We start from the raw sequence: 21,593 nt of genomic DNA, 5'->3' as shown, positions 1-21,593 counted from the left end.
TGGTAAGAAAGTATCAGGTCAGCGGCGAAGTGGGAAACGTCCAGGATAGCCGTGGCGTGCCCCTGGAGCCGCATCCGGGGCGTGTCAGGCGGGTGTGTCATCCTGGTGCCTGCTGTTCAGACCCCTCCCGAGAGGAGCCCTGAGATGGGTGTCACCCTGCTCGACGTGATCCTGGTGCTCGTCCTGCTCGGGTTCCTGATCGCCGGCCTGCGCAAGGGCATCTGGATCACCGTGGGTGGCCTCGCCGGCTTCCTCGTGGGTGCCGTCGCGGCGTTCTTCTCCATCCCGCTGGTGGCCGGATGGGTGCCGGATCCGCTGTGGCGCATCGTCGCCGTCATCGCGACCGCCATCGTCCTGGTCGTCGCCGGGCACGCACTGGGGACCACCGCCGGCGCGGAGGTGCAGCGGATGTTCCGCTCGCCCACCGTCCGGACCTTGGGCTCGCTCGTCGGAGGTGCGCTCAACGTCGTCGTCGCGGTCTTCGTCATCGCCGCGCTGTCGCTCTCTGTGGGCGCGATGGGTTTCCCCCAGGTCAACCAGCACATGCGCCAGTCCAGCGTGCTGCAGGGCATCACCTCGGTGATGCCGGAGCGGGCGGAGGCGTGGATCGCGCAGATCCGCGCGCGCGTCATGGAGTCTGACATCCCGGAGCTCGCCCAGACGCTCGTGCCGGAGAGCGACGAGGCCCCGGACAGCGAGGATCTCAGCGCCGCGGCCGACCAGGCTTCCCAGTCGGTGGCCAGGATCACCGGCGTGGCGGATCAGTGCGGGCTGAGCCAGTCCGGCTCGGGCTTCGTGGTCTCGCCCACGCGTGTGGTCACCAACGCGCATGTGGTCGCCGGGGTCAACGAGCCTACCGTGGAGCTGCGGGACGGGCAGGTGGCCTCCGCCCGGGTGGTGCACTTCGACGCCGCGGAGGACCTCGCGCTGCTGGCCGTGGACGGCCTGGACGCGGCCCCGCTGGAGATCGGCGACCCGCTGGACCCCGGGGACACCGGATTCGTCATGGGCTATCCCGCCGGCGGGCCGTTCCATGCGGGCACCGCCGTGGTCCAGGCCCGGGACGTCTCCCAGGTCAACAACATCTACGGCAGCTCGCCGTCCTCCTTGGAGATCTATCAGCTCAACGCCGACGTCCGGCAGGGCAACTCGGGCGGGCCGCTCATCGACGCCGACGGCGACGTCGCCGGTGTGGTCTTCGCCCGCGCCATGGAGGGCAGCGCAGTCGGCTTCGCGCTCACCGCCGAGGAGGCCGGGGACGTGCTGACCAGCCCGGACTCCTACACGGAGGCGGTCTCCACCGGGCAGTGCGTGGAGCGCTGAGCCAGTTTCCTCCGCCTCTGCGGGGCGGCGGCCAGGATGGCTCCGGCATCGGCTCCCGGGATGACGACCGGGGTGACGACCGGGGCGAACAGCGAGGCGATCAGCTGCGCAGCGTGTCCGCCAGCAGCTCGATCGCGAAGCGGTAGCCGGCCACCCCGGCGCCGGCGATGACCGCCTGGGCCAGCGGGGAGACGAAAGAGTGCCGGCGGAACTCCTCGCGGGAGTGCACGTTCGACAGGTGCACCTCCACCACCGGCAGGGCCACGGCCCGCAGCGCGTCGGCGATCGCCACGGAGGTATGGGTGTAGGCCGCCGGGTTGATCACGATGCCCGCCGCCGTGCCCCGTGCGGCCTGGATCGCATCCACGAGCTCCCCCTCGTGGTTGGACTGGACCACGTCGACGGCGAAGCCCTGTCGTGCGGCGGTGCTGCGGCACAGCTCATGGACGTCCTCCAGGGTCTCGGAGCCGTAGATCCCCGGCTCCCGAGTGCCCAGCAGGTTCAGGTTCGGCCCGTTGACGATCAGCAGCCGGCCGGTGCCGGAGGCGCCGTGCTCGGACGGGGTGCTGGTCTCTGCACTCATCGGTGCTCCTCTGCGGTGGTGCGCGGGTGGTCTGGCTCCGCCGACGTCGTCGTCGGTCCGCCGGTCATCAGCCTAGCCGCACCGGCGGCTCGGACGGCGAGTCCTCGGGCGACTCATGCTGTGCCGATCCAGCATGACCTCTCCCGCAGGTCAGCGCGCCGCGGTAACTTGTCGACCCATCCCAGCCTGTGACGCCAGTCACTGCTCTCGATGAGGAGACTCCACGATGACCTCGACCGCCCTCTCCCGACGCGCCCTGCCCGACGGCACCCTGTCCCGACGCACAGTGCTCAGCACGCTCGGTCTCACCGCCGGAGGGACCGCCGCCCTGGCGGCCGGGATGCTTCCGGCTCCCCAGGCCGCGGCGGCCCCGACCTCGAGCGCTCCAGGGCACCGCGGCCCGGTGGCGTTCGTGGTGGGCGACTCCACGGCCTCCGTCTATGAGCAGGAGATCCGACCGCGCGCCGGCTGGGGGCAGGCGCTCCCGCTGCTCATGGGTCGCGGCGTGACCACCTTCGACTACGCCTGGTCCGGAGCCTCCTCGAAGAGCTTCTTCGAAGCCGGCAAGCTCGACGTGGTCCTGGACCTCATGCAGCCCGGAGACCTGCTGCTGATCTCCTTCGGCCACAACGACTCCAAGATCGAGGACCCGGACCGTGGCACCGATCCGGACACCACGTTCAAGGAGTATCTGACCCGCTATGTGGAGGGGGCCCGGCAGCAGGGCGGAGCTCCAGTGCTGGTGACGCCCGTGGAGCGACGTCGCTTCCACGCGGACGGGACCGCCGGCGACTCCCATGGAGACTATCCGCGGGCCATGAAGGAACTGGCCGAGGAGCTCGAGGTCCCCCTGGTGGACCTGACGGCGAGCTCGCGAGCGCTGTGGGAGGGGCTCGGACCTGAAGGGACGAAGGGGCACTTCATGCACCTCGAGCCCGGTGTGCATCCCCAGCATCCTGAAGGGGCCGAGGACAATACGCACTTCCAGGCCGTCGGGGCGCTCGCCGTCGCGCGGCTCGTCGCCCAGGGTCTGGTGGACCAGCAGGTCGTGTCCGGCAGCTGGTTCACCCGGCTGGAGCGGGAGATCGATGCGGAGGCGGAGATCCACTGGCCCGCTGAACGGACCATCGACGACGCCCTGATCCTTACGGTGGGCCCTGGAAAGGCTCACTCCACCGTCCAGGACGCCGTCGACGCCGCCCCTCGCGGGGCGGGCAGGCGCACCATCATCGCCATCGACCCCGGGGAGCACCGAGCGGTGGTCCATGTGCCCTCTGACGTGCCGCGGCTCACCTTCCTCGGGATGGGGTAGCGCCCGGAGGACACTGTGCTGGTCTACGACAACGCCAACGGCACACCCCATCCCGACGGCGGCACCTACGGCACCACCGGCAGCTCCACGGTCCGGGTCCACGCGCCCTTCTTCGAGGCCGAGAACCTGACGTTCGCCAATGACTTCGACCCCGCCGCGCATCCGGAGATCTCCGGAACCCAGGCGGTCGCCCTGCTGATCTCCGGCGACTTCTCCGTGCTGAGGAACGTGCGCTGCCTCGGCCGGCAGGACACGCTGTACGTGAACTCTCCGGGCACCGGGGTCCCCGCCCGGCACTACGTCACGGAAAGCCACGTCACCGGGGACGTGGACTTCATCTTCGGCCGCGGCACCGCGGTGTTCGACGCCTGCCGCATCGAGTCCCTGGACCGGGGCGAAGCCAACAACGGCTATGTGACCGCCAGCAGCCTGGACGGCTCCCTGCGCCACGGCATCCTCTTCGACGACTGCGCGTTCACCTCGACGGCGCCTCGGCGCACCGTCCATCTGGGGCGGCCCTGGCATCCCGGCGGCGATCCGGAGGCGAACCCGCAGGTGCTGGTCCGTCGCTGCCACCTGGGAGCCCACATCATGTCGAGCCCGTGGACCGACATGAGCGGGTTCTCGTGGCGCGACGCCCGCTTCGTCGAGTTCGAGAATCGGGGTCCCGGCTCACAAGTCACCGAGGATCGACCTCAGCTGCCGGTCGAGTCTGCCCCTGAGCACACTGTGGCCGCGTATCTCGCCGCCGACGACGGCTGGGCTCCTCAGCTGGCCGGCACGCCGGCCGACGCCTCGGCGCTGCTCGACGCCCGGGAGAGGGTGGCCCGCGGCGGGTGATCGGGCAGGCTGAGCGGGACGGTCAGGCAGGCCCGTTGGGCAGGCCTGGTAAGCAGGCCGGGTGAGCAGACAGACGGCGCCCACCTGCTCCCTGCGGAGCAGACGGGCGCCGTCTGGCGGATCGGCAGGGTCGTCCGGGTCAGGCGTCCGCCCCGTGCTTGGCGCGCATGTCCTCAGCGATCTGCTGCATCACCGAGGGGTCTGCCAGGGTGGAGGCGTCACCGGCCTCGCGGCCCTCGGCGACGTCCTTGAGCAGTCGGCGCATGATCTTCCCGGAGCGGGTCTTCGGCAGCTCCGGGACCACCAGCACGTTGCGCGGCTTGGCGATCGGGCCGATCTCCTGGCCCACATGGGCGCGGAGCTCCTGCTCCTTCTGCGCGGGATCGCCGCCCTCGGCGTCTCCGCGCAGGATCACGAAGGCGACCACCGCCTCACCCGTGGTGGCGTCCTTCGCCCCGACGACGGCGGCCTCGGCCACAGCCTCGTGGGAGACCAGGGCGGACTCGATCTCCGTGGTGGAGAGCCGGTGTCCGGAGACGTTCATGACGTCGTCGACGCGGCCCATCAGCCAGATGTCGCCGTCGTCGTCGGTGCGGGCGCCGTCGCCGGCGAAGTACACGTCCCCGAATCGCGCCCAGTAGGTCTCCTGATACCGCTCTGGGTTCTTCCAGATGCCGCGCAGCATGGAGGGCCACGGCTCCTTGATGACCAGCAGACCCGCCTCGCCCGTGCCCAGCGGGGTGCCCATCTCGTCCACCACGCCGATCTCCACGCCGGGGACCGCGGTCTGGGCGGATCCGGGCTTGGTGGCGGTGACCCCCGGGAGCGGGGCGATCATGTGGGCCCCGGTCTCGGTCTGCCACCAGGTGTCCACGATGGGCGCGGGGTGCTCCTTGGGCGGGTTGCCCGGCCCGTTGTTCGCGCCGATGACCTCCCGGTACCACATCCAGGCCTCCGGGTTGATGGCCTCGCCGACGGTGCCGAGCACGCGCAGGCTGGAGAGGTCGTACTGGTCGGGGATCTCGCGGCCCCACTTCATGCAGGTCCGGATCAGCGTGGGGGCCGTGTAGAACTGCGTGACCCGGTACTTCTGGACGATCTCCCACAGCCGGCCCTTGTGCGGGGAGTCCGGGGTGCCTTCGTAGACCACCTGGGTGGCGCCGTTCACGAGCGGGCCGTAGACGATGTAGGAGTGCCCGGTGACCCAGCCGACGTCGGCGGTGCACCAGTAGACGTCCTGCTCCGGCTTCAGGTCGAAGCTGTCCCGGTGGGTGACCGCGCACTGGGTCAGGTAGCCGCCGGTGGTGTGCAGGATGCCCTTGGGCTTCCCGGTGGTCCCCGAGGTGTAGAGGATGAACAGCGGGTGCTCGGAGTCGTGCGGCACGTAGCTGTGCTCCGTGGACTGCTGCGGCACCAGGTCATGCCACCAGGTGTCGATGTCGTGGACCGGGACGTCCTCCCCGTTGCGCCGGACCACCACCACGTGCTCCACGCTGTGGCCCGGGGCGGAGAGCGCCTCGTCCACGGCGGGCTTCAGCGGGGAGGGCTTGCCGCGGCGGTAGGAGCCGTCCGCGGTGACCACCAGCTTGGCCTCGGCGTCGTCGATGCGCGAGCGCAGCGCATCCGAGGAGAAGCCGCCGAAGACCACCGAGTGGATGGCGCCGATGCGGGCGCAGGCCAGCATGGTCACGATGGTCTCGGGGATCATCGGCATGTAGATCGCCACACGGTCGCCCTTGGCCAGGCCGAGCGACTCGAAGGCGTTGGCGGCGCGGGCGACGTCGTCCTTCAGCTCCGCGTAGGTGATGCTGCGGGAGTCGCCGGGCTCGCCCTCGAAGTGGATGGCCACCCGGTCCCCGCGGCCGGCCTCCACGTGGCGGTCCACGGCGTTGTAGGCGGCGTTGACCTCACCGCCGACGAACCACTTCGCGAAGGGAGCCTCGGACCAGTCGAGGGTCTCGGTGAAGTCGGTGTCCCAGCTCAGCACGGAGCGGGCCTGGTCCGCCCAGTAGCCGAGGCGGTCCGCGGCGGCCTTGTCATAGCGGTCCGCCGTCGCGACGGCGTGCGCGGCGAACTCCTCGCTGGGCGGGAACGCCCGAGTCTCCTTGAGCATGCTGTCCAGCTGGTTGTCTGCCGGGGGAGTGGGGGTCATGCGCTGTCCTCCTTGGGTGCTCCAGGTGCGCCGCAGTGCACCCGTCCCCGCCCGGTGACCCCCGGGTCGGTCGGTGCGCGCGACGCCGTCCGACACCTTGCTGTGTCGCCGATCACAATACCGCGCGGGGCGTACCCAAAGCGAGGTGCGCACCACATCGTGACGCACGCCATAGCTCGCTGACCTGGGATTTTCCGTGAGCGGTCATGACGAACGGTAGGTATTCTGCGACGAACGGTTCTCCCGGTGGGGGTCCGGCGGCGGCGACGTCGCCCGTAGAATGACCACGATGATGCGCGAGGAGACCCCGCTGGCGACCACTCGCCGGGTGCGGAAGATCAACAGGGTGCTGGCCGAGACGTACCCCTACGCCGTGGCCGAGCTCGACTTCGAGAACCCCTTCGAGCTGCTGGTGGCCACCGTGCTCTCCGCCCAGACCACAGACGTGCGCGTCAACCAGGTGACGCCCTCGCTGTTCGCCCGCTTCCCCGACGCCCATGCCATGGCGGTGGCCGACGAGCGCGAGCTCTCCGAACTGATCCGGCCCACCGGGTTCTACAAGTCCAAGGCCCGAGCCCTGCTCGGCCTCTCCCAAGCACTGGTCGACGAGCACGACGGCGAGGTGCCCGGCCGCCTTGAGGATCTGGTGAAGCTGCCGGGGGTGGGGCGCAAGACCGCCTTCGTGGTGCTGGGCAACGCCTTCGGCGAGCCCGGGCTGACGGTGGACACCCACTTCGGGCGGCTCGCCCGTCGGCTCGGCATGACCGAGCAGGAGGACCCGGTGAAGGTGGAGCGCGACGTCGCCGCCCTCTTCGAGCCCAAGGACTGGACGATGCTGTCCCACCGGCTGATCTTCCACGGACGCCGGGTCTGCCATTCCCGCCGACCGGCCTGCGGCGCCTGCCCGATCGCCCGCTGGTGCCCCTCCTACGGCGTCGGCGAGGTGGAGCCCCAGGCGGCGCGCGAGCTGCTCAAGTACGAGCTCGCTCCGGGTCGGGAGGAGCTGCTGGAGAAGATGCGGGCCGGGTGGAGCCGCCGCAGGCTCCGCGAGGAAGGCTACTCGCTCAGTGCCTGAGCCGCAGAGGGGAGACGTCCGCCGAGATGGGCGCCGAGACCAGCAGGGGACGGCCGCCCGGTATCGGGTGGCCGAGGACCTGACGCGCCTGGTCGCCGAGGCGGCGGACTACAGCGCGAACCATCCGGAGGCCGCTGAGCTGGGCGGCTGGTGGTGGACCCCGGAGCCGGCTCTCGAACCGCCTGCCGAGCCCGCCATGCGCGTCGGCGAAGGCCGAGAGGCTGCGGTGCTCGCCCTGTTCTGCCTCGAACCGCACTCCGGCGACGGCGTCCCGGACGTGCCGGGGGTCGTCGAGGCTCCCTACCTCCTGGTGACGGAACGCTCCCGAGGACTCGCGAAGCACCCGGGACAGGTGGCATTTCCCGGTGGCGCGCTCGAGGCCTTCGACCATGGCCCAGGGGCTGCTGCGCTGCGCGAGGCCCACGAGGAGATCGGACTGGACCCTGCGCGGGTCGGGGTGATCGGGCTGCTTCCTCCGGCGCCCGTACCGATCAGCGGCTTCATGGTCACCCCGGTGGTCGGGGTGACCGAGGATCCGGGTCTGCTGACTCCGCAGGCTGGGGAGGTGGAGGCTGTGATCCGGGTGCCGGTTCGCCGGCTCGTGGACCCTGCGAACCGGACCACCTCGGTGATCCGTCGCCACGGCACCACGCATCGGGCGCCGGCGTTCGTGGTGGACGGCACGCTGATCTGGGGTTTCACGGGGATCCTGCTGGACCGCATCCTCAGCAGGCTCGGCTGGGAGGAGCCCTGGGACCAGGAGGCCAGTGTGGACCCGCGGGAGTACCAGCCGCTGTTCTGATCGGCCTGCGCGGACCCTGGGGCGCTGGCTCGGGGACCGTCGGGGATTCGCCGCTGGGCCGTTCCTCCACAGGCTCCGTGACACGCCGACCTCTCCACAGGGCCGCCCCGGGCCCTGGGCGTCTGCCGTCCCGCCCGAGATGCTGGGGCCATGCCGCTGCTCAGGTCAGATCGTCCCCGACCCTCCGTTCCGCCGGTCGGCGCCGAGACGGAGGATCCCTCGCTGCTGCTGGTCACCGACGAACCGGCCCTCCGCGACGACGTGGCCCTGCTGGCCGCCGTCGTCGGCGCCCGCCTGGAGACCTTCTCCACCTGGCAGGAGGCGCCCAACCGCCAGTGGGCGGCGGTGCTGTGCGGACCGGACGCCCCGCCGCCGGAGAGCAGACGCGACGAGGTTCTGCTCGTCATCGGCGAAGGAAGCTGTGCAGACCCTTGGGCCCTGGCCGCTGAGCATCCCCCTCTGCGGCCTGTGCCCCTGCCGGCCGGTGAGCAGTGGCTCGTCGACCATCTGGCCGCCCAGGTCATGGACCGACTGCCCGGGCGCGTGGTGACGGTGCTGGGTGCCCTGGGCGGCGTCGGAGCCTCCACGGTCGCCTATCTGACGGCCGCCGAGGCGGCTGCCCGCGGGATGGGAGTGCTGCTGCTGGACGCCGACGCCGGGGCCGGCAGCGGGCTGCGTGCCCTGCGGGAGCAGGCCCGACGCGCCGGAGTGCTCACCGGGGCGTCGAGCGCCCTGGACTGGGAGGAGCTCGATGCGCTCGACGGTCCCCTCTCGGCGGCCCAGCTCACCGCTGCGCTCGCCGAGGTGGACGGGATCTCGCTGCTCACCGGGGAGGCCTCCGAGGATGACGCCGGTCCCCGAGCCTTGGCGGCGGTGGTCACCGCCGCTCGGCGTGCCGTGGACCTGGTGGTGGTCGACGCCGCGCGACGCCCGGGCGTGCTGGAGGCCCTCGGGGGAGCGCCGGAGGCGGGACTGCTGGTGACCGAACCCTCCGCACGCGGCGCGGTGGCCGTCGCGGAGATGCCGCTGCGCGGCCATGACGTGGACTGGTCCCTGGTGATCAACGGCGCCGCCCGCGGAGGGATCACGGCCGCGGAGCTGACCCGTCGTCTGGGGATCCCGGTGGCCGCCGAGCTCGCCGAGCAGCGGTGGCTGCGGCGGGCAGAAGAGTTCGGGGAGGCCTACGAGGTGCTGCGCAGTCGACGGGGCGCGTCCTTCGCCCAGGCGCTGTTGGAGGCTGTCGGTGTGGGGACCCAGGGGCCTGACGCCGTCGTCCGGAGGATGGGCGGAGGTGGCCTGGATGCCTGAAAGGAGCCATCGACCGCCGCTGGCCATCGGATCGCGGTCAGGAGGCTCCAGGGCCGGCGACGCGCGACGCCAGGGGCCGCCGCGGGACGGTGGCCTGGAGGAACTGCAGGGCCGGCTCCGCGAGGAGCTCACGGCGGGCACCGAGCCGCTGACCGCGGCCCGGATCGCTGAGGCGGTGCGGGACTCCGGGGTCGCCCTGGGCGCTGAGACCACGCGTCGCCTGGTGGGATCCCTGCGGGACGAACTGGTCGGCATGGGGCCGCTGCAGCGTTTCGTGGACAGTCCCGGAGTCACCGACGTGCTGGTGGACGGCCGGCGGCGCGTCTGGGTCGACGGAGTCGAGGGGCTCGCCGACACCGGCGTGCGGCTCGACTCGGAGGAGCAGGCACGGGGCTTGGCGCGGCGGCTCATCTCCCTCTCCGGCGGGCGGTTGGACGAGGGCCACCCCTGCGCCGACGGTCGCCTGGGACCCTGCCGCATCCATGCCGTGATCCCGCCGGTGGCGGTCGAGGGGACGCTGATCTCCGTGCGGATCTCCCGCGCGGCGCAGGCCGGTCTCGATGACCTCGCCCGGCAGTGGCACGGACCGCGGATCTGGCTGGAGCTCATCCGGGGCATCGTCGGCGCCCGGCTGAACGTGCTGATCTCCGGGGCCACCGGCTCCGGAAAGACGAGCCTGCTGGCCGCCATGCTCGGTGAGGCTCCCCCACAGGAGAGGATCCTCATCGTCGAGGACACCGCCGAGATGGTCCCGGACCACCCGCACGTGGTCCATCTGCAGGGTCGGGCCGGCAACGTGGAGGGCGCCGGACGCATCGAGATGGGCGACCTGGTCCGCCAGACGCTGCGGATGCGGCCCGATCGGCTCATCGTCGGTGAATGTCGCGGCGCGGAGCTGCGCGACTTTCTGGCTGCGATGAACACCGGGCACCACGGGGCGGCCGGCACGGTGCACGCCAACTCCCCCGACGCCGTCCCGGCTCGGCTGGCCGCCATGGGCGCGCTGGCGGGCATGCCTCCGGAGGCGGTGGCGCTGCAGGTGGCGGCCGCCCTGGATGTGGTCGTCCATGTCGAGCGGCGCGGAGGCCGGCGGATGCCCGTGGCGGCCTCCGTGGTGCGGCAGCGGCAGGGTCGCCTGCACATGGAGCCCGCCCTCAGCATGGAAGGCCCTCTGCCGGGAGCCGGTGAGGTGAGGCAGGGGCCGGCCTGGGAGGAGCTCGCTGCGCGCAGCGGAGCCGCGGGAAGCCTCCACGGGACACGGCAGCCCCGGTCGGACGACGCGTCGCAGGGGTCGAGATGATCGATGCCGTCCTGCTGATCTCTGCGGGGACGCTCGCGGCCGGAACCGTCCTGCTGCTCCTGCCGGGGGCCGCCGCGCCGGAGATCGTCGGAGAGGCCGCCGGGCCGATGCCGGGCCAGATCAGACGGGTGCGCGGACTCCTCGACGGCGTCCGGAGGCGGCTCACCGGACGGGCGCGGGGTGCAGACGTGATCCGAGAGTCCGCGACGCTGCTCAGGCAGCTCGCCGCCCTGCTGCAGTCGGGACGAGGGCCTGGCCGGGTCTGGGACGATCTGGCCCGGAGATGGGCGATGGCCGATCGGGGAAGTTCCTCGGGACCGGCGGCCGGGGTGGCGACCCGCGGCGCGCACCCCCTGGCTCAGGTGTGCGCCCGGGCCGCGGCCGCCGACCGCATGGGCAGGGGTGCCGCAGACGGACTCGAACGATTCGCCGGCGAACTGCAGGCCCGGCTCACGCACGAGAGGGCCGCCGGGACGGGGTCTGCGCGAGGTTCCCATCCAGCGGGGTCCCGCCGGTGGGGACGGACAGGCGGGCGGCGAGGTCCGGTCCGATCATGGGTCACCGGCTCGCGGCGTGAAGACCAGAGGCTGCTCGACGTCGTCGGCCGTCTTGCCGGGCTGCTGAGGCTCTCCGAGGAGACCGGAGCTCCACTGTCCCGCCTGGTGGAGGAGCTGGCCGCCACTCTCGACGACGACGGTGAGGCCGCCGCGGCGATAGCCTCCGCCGCGGCCGGGCCGCGTCTGACCCAGCGGGTCCTCGCGGGGCTGCCGCTGGGCGGCGTCCTGGTCGGCCAGCTCATCGGTGCGGATGCGGTCGCGGTGCTGCTGGGCAGCGCCCTGGGGATCGCCTGCCTCGTGGCGGGGGCTGTTCTGATGGTGCTCGGGATGCTGTGGAGCCGACGGATGATCCAGGCGGTGGAGAGCCATGCATGAGCTGCTGACGACGGCCCCGAGCATCCTCCTGGCAGCGGCTGCGGCGTTGTTGATGGTCCCTCCGGCCCCGAGCCTGCCCGATGCGGGTCCGGGGCGGGAGCCGGGACCGTCGCGGATCGCGGCCGGCATCACCGCTGAAGGCCCAGCGGTGGAGGAGCTGCGGACTGCCCCGGATGCCGCGATGCTGCTGGATCTGACCGCCGCGCTGCTGACCTCTGGGGTCGGTGTCGAGGCCGCCCTGGACCGGCTGGCCCGGACAGTTCCCGGGGCGGAGCCGCTCGCGACGGTCCACCGCGCCCTGGTGGCGGGTGCCGGGTGGGAGGAGGCATGGTCCGGACAGGACCGGGAGCTGGCGGAGCTCGGTGCGCAGCTCTCCTTCGCCCACGCCACCGGAGCTCCCACGGCTGAGCTGCTGCAGGCCGGGGCGCAGCAGCTGCGGCGGCGACGTCGTCATGAGGCCCAGCGACGCGCCGAGGAGCTCGGAGTGAAGATGGTGATGCCGCTGGGGGCCTGCTTTCTGCCCGCGTTCATTCTGCTCGGCGTGGTGCCGGTGCTGCTCGGGCTGCTGCCGCAGGTGTTCAGCCTGTGAGTGCCCAGATCCGGCCGGTGGGCGAACCGGGGCGGGCGGCCCCGGGGCGAGCGGTCAGCCGCCCCTCGGCAGCCGGGCGAGCGTCTCATGCCGCGGTCCGCCGCCCGGGCCAGCCCCGAGCTCGGAGAGCATCAGCTGTGCCTCGTCCACGCTCCAGGGCGGACCCTCATAGACGGCCAGGGCCTCGGCCAGCCGATGCAGCTGCTCGGCGGCGTCGGCTCCCGGTCCGCGGTGCCGCCCTCTGCCGTTCCCCGCACGACCCCGGGCTCGGGCCAGGGTGAGGTGCGCTCGTCGCCGCTCCGGGCGCTCCACGGTGGAACCCGCCGCTCGACCGGCGCGCTCGCAGGCTGCCATGAGGTCCGTCAGGGGGCCGTTGCGGCGGCTGTGGGCGGCAGGCGCCAGGTCCTGGACGCCGGCCCACAGCGTCCGGGAGGAGAACACACCTGCCCCGCGCAGCCGAAGCTCCAGGGGAGGACACTCCTCCATCACGACGCCGAGCGCGTCATGGAGCTCCTCCACCGCACCAGCCGGGAGCTCTCCGAAGAAAGCCACGGTGATGTGGCGCAGCTCCTCCGGCACCCAGCGCAGCGCGGGGGGACCGTGTCCGGTCTCCAGGGGAACCAGGGCCCGCACCGATTCCAGGGCGTTGTCCAGATGGTCCAGCACCTCCGGCGGCGGGGTCAGCGACACGAAGAGCCTCATGAGGTCAGCATGCCCTGGCGTGCCGTCCGAGGAAAGGCCAGGGGGACGCCACCAGAGGATTCAGCGCAGATGCACGGAGAGCCCGGTCTCGCCGGGACGCACGTCGGGCTGGAGCTCCCACTGGTCGGTGTAGTCACCGGTGAACTGCTCCCGGTAGGGCAGCGGGGCCTCGTCGAAGATCCCCTCGAGGCGACGTGCCAGCGACTGCGCCGCCGCAGCGTAGGACTCGGAGTCCGTGAAGTCAGCACTGGGCAGTGCCCATGGAGACAGAGGTGCCATGCCCGTGTAGGCGAAGGTGCCGTGGAGCAGACCGAACAGCAGCTCGTGGAGCTCGCCGCTCTTCCCCCGCGGGCCGATCGAGGCCGGACGGTCCCCCAGCGTGGTCACCACCAAGGCGCGGGTGCCCCGGAAGGGGCCCTGCTCGAAGCGGAGCCGGCGGCCGGTGACGGGGTCGGTCCCGAAGGCGAATCCGGAGACGAACACCCGGTCGAACCAACCCTTCAGCATCGCTGGCATTCCGTACCACCAGAGGGGGAACTGCACGATGACGGCATCGGCGCCGCGCAGCTTCTCCTGCTCCGCGGCCACGTCGTCACACGGTGCACCCTCGAGCTGGGCGCGCCGCCCCGCCGCTGTGACGCGCACCGGGGCGTCGGTGCCTCGCCGGTCCAGGTTCTCCGCGCGCACCACAGGATCCCAGCCCATGGCGTAGAGATCGGACTGGATCACAGCGTGGCCGCGCCGGCTGAGCGCCTCGATGCCGTCACGCCGGAGCCGTCCGGTCAGCGACTCCGGCTCAGGATGGGCGCTGACCCACAACACAGTGCGACCAGACACGGAGGAGGAGGAAGAAAGCGACGGAGCTGACATAGGAGCAGTCTGCTCCGCTAGGGTGAGAATCACCAGTACGGACATTCTTGTCCCTATAGGGATCCACGGTGCCGTGTCCTTCTGCCGATCGGAGTCTGTGATGCGCCTCCCCGTCCGACGCGCCGTCGAGGTCTGCCCCGTGGAGGTGGCGGTCTCGATCCTCGGCGGCACCTGGAAGCTCACGCTGGTCAAGCACCTGACCGCCGGTCCGCTGCGTTTCGGCGAGCTTGGCCGGCGCGTCCCGGCCGCGAACCGCAAGACGCTCACCCGTGCCCTGCGCGAGCTGGAGGAGGACGGAATCGTCCACCGCGACGTCCACGCGGAAGTCCCTCCCCGAGTGGAGTACTGCCTGACGGCCCTGGGCGGAACTCTCGCCCCGATCGTCGAGGCCATGGACAGCTGGGGCGCGGACTATGCCGCTCGTCTCGCCGCCGACCCGCTCCAGGGGCGCGGCAGCAGCCGCTCGGCGTGAGCACATCGCGCCGACCAGGAGCACGAACCCGCCGGCCTCACCCCGGCAGGATCCGGATCTGCTGCTGGCCTCCGGCACGGTCGCGGACCATCACACCGTGGGCGGCCAGCTGATCGCGCAGCACCTCAGCCTGGGCGGCATCGCCGGTCTCGAGCGCGCGCCGTCGGTCCCGCAGCATCGCATGCATCTCGGCATCCAGCTCCTGGCTGCGGTCGACCCACGGGTGGAACTCCACATCGCGGGGATCAGTGGTGCCGGACCAGGGCAGGCCGAACATGGTGAAGGCCTCCTTCAGCTCGGAGGCCAGCCCGTCCTCCGCCGGGGTGCGGGCAAGCTCGTGCCCAGCGCGGCCCAGAAGCACCAGGTCCGCGTCGTCCAGGAAGACCTCGGTGATGTCCCGGTGCTGGAACGCCGCCGGCCCTTCCGGGCGGTCCACGGTCACGGTCTGGGAGTCGATCGTCAGCCGTCCTACCCGCCGGTCCCGAGCCGAGGAGACCCACAGGCCGATCACGGCACCCAGGACCATGAGGACCGGGACCGACCAGATCAGGCGCACCTGGTCCATCATCTCCACCAGGGTCGGCGGAGAGTCCAGCCGGGTCATGAGCCAGGCGGCGGTGGGGCCGATCGCCATCGCGACCAGGCCTCCCATGGCCGCCCCGGCCACGGTGAAGGCCAGGACCAGGCGGGACCGTAGACGCACCGTCACGGGTGCTTCCGGCGTCGTCGGGGATGGTGTCGTCGGGACCATCGTCGGCCTCCTCTCCCGCGGGGACAGCTCGTGGGTCCATTGTCCTCCTGGCGTCCACGGGTCTCCAAGGGTCGACGGTTCTCTCAGCCTGTCCAGAGCGCGCGGTAGAACTCGATCCGCTCCGCATCCGGCTCCACCCCGTAGGCGTCGAAGAACAGATCATCGTGGCCGGGGCCGAAATTGACGTCCCAGCTGATGCTCATCGAGGCGATCGCCAGGTCGGCCCACCGGTCTGCCACGCCCAGCGCGCCGAGGTCCACATGGGCGATCGCCTGGCCGTCGGAGTCCAGCAGCGTGTTCGGCACGCACGGGTCACCGTGGCAGACCACCAGCCGCTCCGGCTCAGGGGCGTCGGCCAGCCGCCCGTCCAGCCACCGGCAGGTGAACGGGCAGTCCTCCACGGGAAGGGCCTCGTGAAGTCGCCGCAGGCCCCGCGCGATGGCCGGCACGGCCCTGGCCGGGTCCGCCGTCCAGCCGCCAGCCAGCGGGTTCTCTCCCGGCAGGCCCGCGGTGAGCAGCCAGGCTCCGAAGGTGCCAGCACCCCGGGCGGCGCCGTCATCGACCTCGGGAGACTCCGGCACGGCCTCGACGTCCGGCACGGCCTCGACGTCCGGCACCGTCCCGACATCCAGCACCTGCGGCACGGAGAGGAATCGGCCGGCCCAGTCCAGCCGGCGCGCCTCCTCGGGCAGGTCGACGTCGGCCAGCAGCGCGGAGGAGAGCCCGTCATGCGGCTGCCATTTCAGGTACCGCGCCCCGCCGTCGAGTCGGAACGTCCGTCCGCCGAGCTCATTGGTCCACACCAGCTCAGCGGAGCGGCCGAGCCGCTCGAGGACCGCAGGGGGAAGTCCGGCGACGTCGTGCGCCTCCCTCAGGTGCGGGGTGTCCGTCATGGGTCCGTCCGTTCGTCGTCAGGCGCAGGCACGCGCCACGTCAGGTCAGTGCCGCATCGGTCAGTGCGGCATCGAGTCAGCGCCGCCTCAGGTCGGCCTCGCATGAGGTCAGAGCCGCAGCGCCGAGACGAGGCGCGCGGCAGTGGCCCGGGGGTCGTCGAGCGGGCGGTCCTCGTAGGCGGCGAGGAAGGCCTCGTGGAACGCCGCGCCGACCAGCAGCTGGGCGGCTGCGTCCGGGTCCACCTCGGGGGAGATGCCCCCTCGGGAGATCTCGGTGGTCAGCAGGTCGGCCACCGCTGCAGACGGCGCCCGGGGTCCGGCGCCCCGGGCAGCCAGGGCATCCCGGTGGAGCGTGAGGAGGCCCCGATCGCCGAAGAGCGCGGCCGCCATCGGGAAGTTCTGCGCGTAGAACTCCAGAAGTCGGGAGGTGATCGCGCAGAGGCGCTCGCGGGCGTCGCCGTCGTCGGGCCCTGCCGGGGTGAGCCGGGGGGAGCGTTCCTGGAGCACGGCCAGGAAGAGATCTCGTTTGTCGGGGAAGTGCTTGTACAGCAGCGCTTCGGAGCACCCCGCCGTGCGGGCGATGAGCTTCGTGGTGGCGCGCACCAGGCCGTCCTCGCGCATCACCTGGGCGGCGGCGTCGAGGATGCGCTCGCGGGCGGGTCGAGGGTGCCCCTGCTCTGGACTTCTCACCATGGGGCCAGCATACTGGTCGTTCGAGAGGGTGAGTGAACGCTTACTCACCTCCTCATGATGGCTGATGTCGACACGAAGGGAGATCCCCATGGACGCGTCGGAGGTGGGTGTCGGACCTCGCCGCCACCGGGTCGAGCGGCGTCGCGCTGGTGATGGCGGTGCTCTGGTGAGGGGTCGGCTCGTTCCCCTCGCGGCGGTGGCGGTGGTCCTCGTCGAAGTGCTGGCGTTCCTGGGCGACCTCGGCAGTGATCCCGTCGCCTTCGGCCAGGGATGGGGGCCGACGCGCGCGGGGGGACTCGCCGCCTGGTTCCTGCTCGCCGCGGTCTGCCTGCCGATGCTCGGGCTGCCTCGATGGCCCGCTACGGCCGCATGGATCAGCACCACGGCATACGGGGTCGCCGTCGTCACCGACCACGCGTTCGGTCTCACGCTTCCGCCCATGCTGGCGATCCTCGTACTGGCCGCCCGACGTCGGCGGGCTCCGGCCTGGCTGCTGGCCATGGTGGCCCTGGCCGCCACGCTCCTCTGGGTCCACCGTCGCGCCGTCGGCATCATCGATCCTGAGATCGGCGTGCTCGTCTGGATCTCCTTCGGCGTGGTGAGTGCCATGTTCTTCCTGGGATCCGCGCTGGTCGGTGAACTGATCGCCGCGCACAGCTCGCGTCCGGCTGAGGGTCCTTCTCCTGTGCTCAGCCCATCGGATGGACCGTGACGCCCAGGGCATGGGTGACGCCCTCGACGCCGGAGGCCGCCCCGACCTCCGCCGTGAATCCCTCCAGCATGCCGCGCACGTCGAACTCTCCGCCCAGGGCGGCCAGGTACTGCTCATGGGCCTCCAGGGAGGCGACGCCCTTCTCCAGGGGCTCTCCGGTGACATCCACCAGGTGCGTGGGCTCCCCGCCGACCACGACCAGTTCCTTCGCGCCCCAAGGTTCCAGGCGTTCCTGCTCCAGCAGCTCACGGAACACCCAGGGGTTGTCGGCGTCACGCACGGCGTCCACCGTCGCGATGCCGGCGGCCCGGTGATCGGCATGATTCAGTCCCCAGCCGACCTCAAGCTCCCAGGGCTGGGTGACGACGACGTCGGGCCGCACCTGCCGGATCCGGCGGGCGATCTGCCTCCGGGTCTCCAGGTCCGCCTGCAGCATGCCGTCGGGCAGGTCCAGGATCACCAGGTCCTCGACTCCCACAATCGCGCAGGCCCGCCGCTGCTCCTCGGCCCGCAGCTCGGCGACCTCCTCCGGGTCCCGGTCCCGCATCCCGGCCTCTCCAGCGGTGAGCAGCAGATAGGAGACCTTCACCCCGCGGGCCGTCCAGCGGGCGACCGCAGCCGAGGCCCCGTACTCGAGGTCGTCCGGGTGGGCGACCACGCACAGCACATGGCTCAGTGAGGCGTCGTCGTAGAACGGCAGGGCTCTCTCTGCAGCGGTGTCCATGCGCGTCAGCGTAGTCAGCAGCGCCGGCGTGGTCACCGGTGCCCGGCCGCGGGGGCCGAGCAGGTCGGCCGAGCGCCGTCCGAGACGCGTGATCAGGTGGCCAGCAGCCCGACCCCGAGAGTGGCCAGGCCGGCGACCAGGAAGCCCGCACCGATCCACAGCAGCACGATCAGCCGGTTCGGCTCGGTGCGGCCCGGGCCCAGGACCGAGAGGAAGAATCCGGCCGGCATCAGGATCGCGGAGATGAGCACGCCGGTCCGGGCCAGCCACTGCCAGGCGCCCGTGAGTCCGGTGGCCTCCGTGAGCAGCAGGCAGATCAGCCCCAGCATGATCAGGCTGGCGGCATGGGCGTGCCCTGCTCGGAAGAAGGAGACCTGCAGCTCGGTGGCGGGGACCTGCCCGCGGACCACCTTGGTGAGGAAATGGCCGCCGGTGGTCACTGTGATCGCCGCGAGGATGACGATGCCGGCGGTGGTCTGTGCGGCGGGGGAGAGCTCGAGCATGGTCGACTCCGATCGGGAGGCTGCGCTGGGTCGGGCGTGAGGGCCCGTCAGTTTCATGACACTGTTATATAACGCTGTGAGAAAACCTGGTGTCAAGGGTAGACTCCTGCCATGGCCCGGCCCCGCACCCACGATGAGACCGTCAGGACCCGCCTGCTGGAGGAAGCCTCCCAAGTCATCGCCGATTCCGGAGCCCAGGGGCTCTCGCTGCGATCCGTGGCCCGGTCGTCCCACACCACCACCGCCGCGGTCTATTCCCTCTTCGGCGGACGCGAGGCGCTCATCCAGGCCGTGGTGGAGGAGGGCTTCCGCCGCTTCGGCGCCGTGCTCGCCGCCGTCGAGCACACCGACGATCCCGGGGCGGACCTGCTGGCCCTCGGGATGGCCTACCGGGAGTTCGCCCTGGCAGACCCGCACTTCTACCGGGTCATGTTCGAGTCCCTCGGCGACGGTCTCTCCCGCCCCGAGACGCCGGCCTCCCCGACGTTCCAGGTGCTGCGCGCCGCGGTCGCCCGCGCCATGGGCCTGCCGCAGGACGACTCCCGTGAGCCGGGTTCCAGCCCAGATCTGGACCCCGCCGGGCGCGCTGCCCTGCGGCTCTGGGCGCTGGCCCACGGGCTGATCAGCCTGGAGCTCACCGGCCTCGTGCCCGGGGACGCGGACGCCCGGCGTCGTGACTATGCGGCCACGCTGCGCGCCGCCCGCGGGCTGGTGGCCGGCTGAGCCGACCGCACGCGCAGCGCCACCACGGTGAACGCCGCCAGCGGGATCAGGTGCAGCAAGGCCAGTGCGGCCGCCGTGATCCCGTCATGGGCCACCGACGGCGGCACAGCACTGGTGGGGCCGACGATGACCAGCGCGGCGACCAGCAGCACGAGCAGGCCCCTGCGCGAGCGGCGCAGCAGGGCCACCAGGCCGATGCCGATCGCCAGCGGCACGGCGGTCTTCCACGCGACGTCGACCCACCGGAGCAGGTGGCCCGGCTCCTGTCCCAGAGGATCCAGCCGCAGGGAGGCACCCAGGGCCTGGGCGGCGAAGAACACACCGAGGTTCAGCAGCGTGGCGACCAGCACGACGACGGCGCCGAGGGTGAGCAGCGGGCGCCGGGGCTCTGAGCTTCGGCCGGACGTGGTGCTCATGATGACCTCCTTCAGGGGTGGGACGGCAGGTGGGTCCCGCCGCCTCACCCTTCAGGACGATCGGGCCGCGGCCGCTGTGACATCGGCGCCTCGCGCTGTGACATCGACGCCTCACGCTGGGACGCCCGAGCCTGCTGGAACTCCTCCTTGAGCCGCCAGATGTCGCTGACCGGCCCCAGATGACGCAGCTTGTCCGGGTTGCTCACGGCACGGATCATCTCCACTCCGTCCTCGGAGATTTCCAGGATGACCGCATTGACGATCTCGCCGTCCTCGGTCCGGGTGAGCAGGCCGGAGGAGCCGTTGATCTCCCGGGACTCCAGGCGCACTCCGATCGCGGCCATCGGCGCGCCGACCGAGGCCAGCAGGCGAGCGACCTTGTCCCGGCCGGACACCGGATGCGGCACCGACGGAGCCTTGCCGCCGCCGTCGCCGACCATGGTGACCTCCGCGGTGAGGAGATCCCGAAGACCCTCCAGATCACCATGTCGGAAGGCGGCGATGAACCGGCGGGTGAGCTCCTGCCGGGTCTGAGGGTCGGCGGCGTAGCGGGGGCGGGGCAAGGCCATATGCTTCCTGGCGCGGACGGCCAGCTGCCGGCAGGCCGCCTCGGAGCGTTCCACGGTCTCGGCGATGTCCGCATAGTCGAAGGAGAAGACCTCCCGCAGGACGTAGACCGCCCGCTCCAGCGGGCTCAGGCGTTCCAGCAGGAGCAGCGATGCCATGGAGATCGACTCGTCCCGCTCGGCCGCCGCGGCGGGGTCGTCGTCGTGATCGGTGAGGACAGGCTCCGGCAGCCAATGCCCCACATAGTGTTCGCGCTGGAGCCGGGAGGACCGCAGAACGTCCACGGCGAGCCGGGTGACCACAGTGGTCAGGAAGGCGCGCGGCGTCTCCACGACGGCGTCGGTGCGCGCATAGCGCAACCAGGCGTCCTGGAGGACGTCCTCCGCCTCGGCGGCGCTGCCGAGGATCCGGTAGGCCAGGGAGAACAGCAGTGGTCGGAGCTCGGTGAACTCCTCGGTGCGCTGGTGCTGCGTCCCCATGGGTCCTCCTCGTGTCGACGTGTTCTCAGGGGGCCCGGGTCGTCTGCGCGGCGGGGTCAGAGCTCTCCGCAGCCTCGAGGGGGAGGCGCCAGACGGAGACGTGCTGCTCCGAGTCTGCGGTGAACTCCGCGCCGTGCCAGTCGGCGGTGCGTCGTTCCAGCTCCATCCCGGCCATCTGGGCCATCAGGTCCAGCTCGGCGGGCCAGGCGTAGCGCTGTTCGCTGCGGCCCTGCTCGCCGCGCCGAGGCCAGTGGTGGTAGGAGGTCAGCCGCTGGGTGACCGGGTCGATGACGTCGAAGCCCAGGTGTTCCTCAGAGACGTCGAAAGGGCAGGTCAGCTGGCCGGGAGGCAGTCGACGCAGCGGTGGGACGCCCAGCTCCACCACGAAGCGGCCGCCCGGCATCAGGTGGCGGGCCGCGTTGCGGAAGCAGGCGACCTGCTCCTGCTGGGTGAGCAGGTTCGAGATCGTGTTGTACACCAGGTACACCAGGCTGAACCGGCCCGGGACATGTGTGGTGGCCATGTCGCCCACGGTCACCGGGATCCTCTCGGCGCCGGCCTTGGCGCGCAGCTGCTCCACCATCGGCTCCGAGAGCTCGATGCCGTGGACCGGGACCCCACGGGCGGCCAGGGGAACGGCGACCCGCCCGCTCCCCACGGCGAACTCGAGAGCGGTGCCGCCGTCCGCCAGCTGTTCCAGCAGGTCGACGGCGGGCTCCACAGCCTCCGGCGTGCCCATCCACCCGAGCGTGTCGTCATAGCGTGCGGCGGTGTGCGTATCCCATCGCTGGCTGCTGGGACCAGGAGCGGCCTGGTCGGCTGACAGGGGAGGATGCGATGACGTCATGGACTGGAGCCTATCCGGGCGCCCC

The 21,593-nt window shown here is 71.6% G+C and carries 24 protein-coding genes; 12 read left to right on the top strand and 12 right to left on the bottom strand.

The annotated features are described in order from the left end of the window. Positions 1 to 144: 144 nt before the first annotated feature. Entirely contained in the window at positions 145 to 1,323 is a 1,179-nt protein-coding gene (locus SD455_RS11815; RefSeq protein ID WP_085437219.1) for a MarP family serine protease, read from the top strand. A 100-nt stretch (positions 1,324 to 1,423) separates the two neighbouring features. Here the strand turns inward: SD455_RS11815 and aroQ are convergent, their stop codons facing one another. Beyond that, positions 1,424 to 1,906: a type II 3-dehydroquinate dehydratase gene (gene aroQ / locus SD455_RS11810; RefSeq protein ID WP_311023489.1), complete on the bottom strand. Its 483-nt coding sequence runs from the start codon at positions 1,904 to 1,906 to the stop codon at positions 1,424 to 1,426. Between the two features lie 226 nt (positions 1,907 to 2,132). Here aroQ and SD455_RS11805 point away from each other — a divergent pair, with 226 nt between their 5' ends. Continuing rightward, on the top strand, positions 2,133 to 3,218 hold the full coding sequence (locus tag SD455_RS11805; protein ID WP_445508220.1) for a GDSL-type esterase/lipase family protein: 1,086 nt from the start codon (positions 2,133 to 2,135) through the stop codon (positions 3,216 to 3,218). A 15-nt stretch (positions 3,219 to 3,233) separates the two neighbouring features. After that, on the top strand, positions 3,234 to 4,058 hold the full coding sequence (locus SD455_RS11800; protein ID WP_445508219.1) for a pectinesterase family protein: 825 nt from the start codon (positions 3,234 to 3,236) through the stop codon (positions 4,056 to 4,058). A 139-nt stretch (positions 4,059 to 4,197) separates the two neighbouring features. Here SD455_RS11800 and acs read toward each other — a convergent pair whose 3' ends face one another. After that, on the bottom strand, positions 4,198 to 6,210 hold the full coding sequence (gene acs, locus SD455_RS11795; protein WP_070160105.1) for an acetate--CoA ligase: 2,013 nt from the start codon (positions 6,208 to 6,210) through the stop codon (positions 4,198 to 4,200). A 280-nt stretch (positions 6,211 to 6,490) separates the two neighbouring features. Between acs and nth the strand changes: the two genes are divergently transcribed. The 6 genes from nth (at position 6,491) to SD455_RS11765 (ending at position 12,216) form a co-directional block, all read left to right on the top strand. Further along, entirely contained in the window at positions 6,491 to 7,285 is a 795-nt protein-coding gene (nth, locus tag SD455_RS11790; RefSeq protein WP_445508218.1) for an endonuclease III, read from the top strand. Next, entirely contained in the window at positions 7,278 to 8,087 is an 810-nt protein-coding gene (locus tag SD455_RS11785) for an NUDIX hydrolase (protein WP_445508217.1), read from the top strand. The genes nth and SD455_RS11785 overlap by 8 nt, the downstream gene beginning before the upstream one ends. 150 nt (positions 8,088 to 8,237) lie before the next feature. Beyond that, positions 8,238 to 9,395 carry a hypothetical protein gene (locus SD455_RS11780; protein WP_445508216.1) on the top strand — a complete coding sequence of 386 codons (1,158 nt, stop codon included), beginning with the start codon at positions 8,238 to 8,240 and terminating at the stop codon, positions 9,393 to 9,395. Beyond that, on the top strand, positions 9,388 to 10,695 hold the full coding sequence (locus SD455_RS11775; RefSeq protein ID WP_445508215.1) for a TadA family conjugal transfer-associated ATPase: 1,308 nt from the start codon (positions 9,388 to 9,390) through the stop codon (positions 10,693 to 10,695). Before SD455_RS11780 ends, SD455_RS11775 begins: the two co-directional genes overlap by 8 nt. After that, positions 10,692 to 11,627 carry a type II secretion system F family protein gene (locus SD455_RS11770; protein WP_445508214.1) on the top strand — a complete coding sequence of 312 codons (936 nt, stop codon included), beginning with the start codon at positions 10,692 to 10,694 and terminating at the stop codon, positions 11,625 to 11,627. Before SD455_RS11775 ends, SD455_RS11770 begins: the two co-directional genes overlap by 4 nt. Beyond that, complete coding sequence (locus tag SD455_RS11765; RefSeq protein WP_083277491.1) at positions 11,620 to 12,216, top strand: type II secretion system F family protein; 597 nt, start codon at positions 11,620 to 11,622, stop codon at positions 12,214 to 12,216. The genes SD455_RS11770 and SD455_RS11765 overlap by 8 nt, the downstream gene beginning before the upstream one ends. A gap of 54 nt (positions 12,217 to 12,270) precedes the next feature. Here the strand turns inward: SD455_RS11765 and thpR are convergent, their stop codons facing one another. Both thpR and SD455_RS11755 read right to left on the bottom strand, forming a co-directional pair. After that, on the bottom strand, positions 12,271 to 12,918 hold the full coding sequence (gene thpR, locus SD455_RS11760) for an RNA 2',3'-cyclic phosphodiesterase (RefSeq protein ID WP_445508213.1): 648 nt from the start codon (positions 12,916 to 12,918) through the stop codon (positions 12,271 to 12,273). A gap of 60 nt (positions 12,919 to 12,978) precedes the next feature. After that, on the bottom strand, positions 12,979 to 13,740 hold the full coding sequence (locus SD455_RS11755; RefSeq protein ID WP_445508212.1) for an NAD(P)H-dependent oxidoreductase: 762 nt from the start codon (positions 13,738 to 13,740) through the stop codon (positions 12,979 to 12,981). A gap of 148 nt (positions 13,741 to 13,888) precedes the next feature. On the opposite strand from SD455_RS11755, the gene SD455_RS11750 reads away from it, so the two are divergent. Next, positions 13,889 to 14,260 carry a winged helix-turn-helix transcriptional regulator gene (locus tag SD455_RS11750; protein ID WP_070160138.1) on the top strand — a complete coding sequence of 124 codons (372 nt, stop codon included), beginning with the start codon at positions 13,889 to 13,891 and terminating at the stop codon, positions 14,258 to 14,260. Positions 14,261 to 14,297: 37 nt separating this feature from the next. Here the strand turns inward: SD455_RS11750 and SD455_RS11745 are convergent, their stop codons facing one another. The 3 genes from SD455_RS11745 to SD455_RS11735 all read right to left on the bottom strand — a co-directional run bounded on the left by SD455_RS11745 (position 14,298) and on the right by SD455_RS11735 (position 16,597). Beyond that, entirely contained in the window at positions 14,298 to 15,011 is a 714-nt protein-coding gene (locus SD455_RS11745) for a YqeB family protein (RefSeq protein WP_445508211.1), read from the bottom strand. Between the two features lie 83 nt (positions 15,012 to 15,094). Continuing rightward, positions 15,095 to 15,904 (bottom strand): aminoglycoside 3'-phosphotransferase, encoded by an 810-nt coding sequence (locus tag SD455_RS11740; protein WP_070160120.1) that lies wholly within the window; start codon positions 15,902 to 15,904, stop codon positions 15,095 to 15,097. A gap of 108 nt (positions 15,905 to 16,012) precedes the next feature. After that, entirely contained in the window at positions 16,013 to 16,597 is a 585-nt protein-coding gene (locus SD455_RS11735) for a TetR/AcrR family transcriptional regulator (protein WP_070160140.1), read from the bottom strand. Between the two features lie 88 nt (positions 16,598 to 16,685). Between SD455_RS11735 and SD455_RS11730 the strand changes: the two genes are divergently transcribed. Next, entirely contained in the window at positions 16,686 to 17,309 is a 624-nt protein-coding gene (locus SD455_RS11730; protein WP_445508210.1) for a hypothetical protein, read from the top strand. On the opposite strand, the gene SD455_RS11725 is transcribed toward SD455_RS11730, so the two are convergent. Next, positions 17,287 to 18,033: a PIG-L deacetylase family protein gene (locus SD455_RS11725; RefSeq protein ID WP_070160124.1), complete on the bottom strand. Its 747-nt coding sequence runs from the start codon at positions 18,031 to 18,033 to the stop codon at positions 17,287 to 17,289. The two genes, SD455_RS11730 and SD455_RS11725, sit on opposite strands and share 23 nt — an antisense overlap. Before the next feature lie 92 nt (positions 18,034 to 18,125). Beyond that, complete coding sequence (locus tag SD455_RS11720; RefSeq protein ID WP_070160125.1) at positions 18,126 to 18,536, bottom strand: hypothetical protein; 411 nt, start codon at positions 18,534 to 18,536, stop codon at positions 18,126 to 18,128. Positions 18,537 to 18,647: 111 nt separating this feature from the next. Between SD455_RS11720 and SD455_RS11715 the strand changes: the two genes are divergently transcribed. Continuing rightward, positions 18,648 to 19,259 carry a TetR/AcrR family transcriptional regulator gene (locus SD455_RS11715; RefSeq protein WP_085437231.1) on the top strand — a complete coding sequence of 204 codons (612 nt, stop codon included), beginning with the start codon at positions 18,648 to 18,650 and terminating at the stop codon, positions 19,257 to 19,259. Here SD455_RS11715 and SD455_RS11710 read toward each other — a convergent pair. From SD455_RS11710 to SD455_RS11700, 3 genes are read right to left on the bottom strand one after another with little or no spacing between them, the layout of a single operon-like run. Continuing rightward, positions 19,214 to 19,675, bottom strand: a complete 462-nt coding sequence (locus tag SD455_RS11710) for a DUF6069 family protein (RefSeq protein WP_085437233.1) — start codon at positions 19,673 to 19,675, stop codon at positions 19,214 to 19,216. The two genes, SD455_RS11715 and SD455_RS11710, sit on opposite strands and share 46 nt — an antisense overlap. Positions 19,676 to 19,719: 44 nt before the next feature. Then, positions 19,720 to 20,721, bottom strand: a complete 1,002-nt coding sequence (locus SD455_RS11705; RefSeq protein ID WP_070159112.1) for an RNA polymerase sigma-70 factor — start codon at positions 20,719 to 20,721, stop codon at positions 19,720 to 19,722. Between the two features lie 25 nt (positions 20,722 to 20,746). Continuing rightward, positions 20,747 to 21,568 (bottom strand): class I SAM-dependent methyltransferase, encoded by an 822-nt coding sequence (locus SD455_RS11700; protein WP_445508209.1) that lies wholly within the window; start codon positions 21,566 to 21,568, stop codon positions 20,747 to 20,749. Positions 21,569 to 21,593: the final 25 nt, after the last annotated feature.

Source organism: Nesterenkonia sp. K-15-9-6, assembly GCF_052656005.1.
The sequence above is the reverse complement of the archived record's forward strand: the minus strand, read 5'-3'. Positions and strand labels throughout refer to the sequence as shown.

Coding starts and splice junctions, on each gene's coding strand:
- SD455_RS11805 (WP_445508220.1), top strand. CDS start 2,133: ATGACCTCGACCGCCCTCTCCCGACGCGCCCTGCCCGACGGCACCCTG.
- aroQ (WP_311023489.1), bottom strand. CDS start 1,906: ATGAGTGCAGAGACCAGCACCCCGTCCGAGCACGGCGCCTCCGGCACC.
- SD455_RS11780 (WP_445508216.1), top strand. CDS start 8,238: ATGCCGCTGCTCAGGTCAGATCGTCCCCGACCCTCCGTTCCGCCGGTC.
- SD455_RS11710 (WP_085437233.1), bottom strand. CDS start 19,675: ATGAGCACCACGTCCGGCCGAAGCTCAGAGCCCCGGCGCCCGCTGCTC.
- SD455_RS11730 (WP_445508210.1), top strand. CDS start 16,686: ATGGACGCGTCGGAGGTGGGTGTCGGACCTCGCCGCCACCGGGTCGAG.
- SD455_RS11740 (WP_070160120.1), bottom strand. CDS start 15,904: ATGACGGACACCCCGCACCTGAGGGAGGCGCACGACGTCGCCGGACTT.
- SD455_RS11720 (WP_070160125.1), bottom strand. CDS start 18,536: ATGCTCGAGCTCTCCCCCGCCGCACAGACCACCGCCGGCATCGTCATC.
- SD455_RS11735 (WP_070160140.1), bottom strand. CDS start 16,597: ATGGTGAGAAGTCCAGAGCAGGGGCACCCTCGACCCGCCCGCGAGCGC.
- SD455_RS11700 (WP_445508209.1), bottom strand. CDS start 21,568: ATGACGTCATCGCATCCTCCCCTGTCAGCCGACCAGGCCGCTCCTGGT.
- SD455_RS11750 (WP_070160138.1), top strand. CDS start 13,889: ATGCGCCTCCCCGTCCGACGCGCCGTCGAGGTCTGCCCCGTGGAGGTG.
- nth (WP_445508218.1), top strand. CDS start 6,491: ATGACCACGATGATGCGCGAGGAGACCCCGCTGGCGACCACTCGCCGG.
- SD455_RS11705 (WP_070159112.1), bottom strand. CDS start 20,721: ATGGGGACGCAGCACCAGCGCACCGAGGAGTTCACCGAGCTCCGACCA.
- SD455_RS11745 (WP_445508211.1), bottom strand. CDS start 15,011: ATGGTCCCGACGACACCATCCCCGACGACGCCGGAAGCACCCGTGACG.
- SD455_RS11765 (WP_083277491.1), top strand. CDS start 11,620: ATGCATGAGCTGCTGACGACGGCCCCGAGCATCCTCCTGGCAGCGGCT.
- SD455_RS11815 (WP_085437219.1), top strand. CDS start 145: ATGGGTGTCACCCTGCTCGACGTGATCCTGGTGCTCGTCCTGCTCGGG.
- SD455_RS11775 (WP_445508215.1), top strand. CDS start 9,388: ATGCCTGAAAGGAGCCATCGACCGCCGCTGGCCATCGGATCGCGGTCA.
- acs (WP_070160105.1), bottom strand. CDS start 6,210: ATGACCCCCACTCCCCCGGCAGACAACCAGCTGGACAGCATGCTCAAG.
- SD455_RS11715 (WP_085437231.1), top strand. CDS start 18,648: ATGGCCCGGCCCCGCACCCACGATGAGACCGTCAGGACCCGCCTGCTG.
- SD455_RS11725 (WP_070160124.1), bottom strand. CDS start 18,033: ATGGACACCGCTGCAGAGAGAGCCCTGCCGTTCTACGACGACGCCTCA.
- SD455_RS11770 (WP_445508214.1), top strand. CDS start 10,692: ATGATCGATGCCGTCCTGCTGATCTCTGCGGGGACGCTCGCGGCCGGA.
- thpR (WP_445508213.1), bottom strand. CDS start 12,918: ATGAGGCTCTTCGTGTCGCTGACCCCGCCGCCGGAGGTGCTGGACCAT.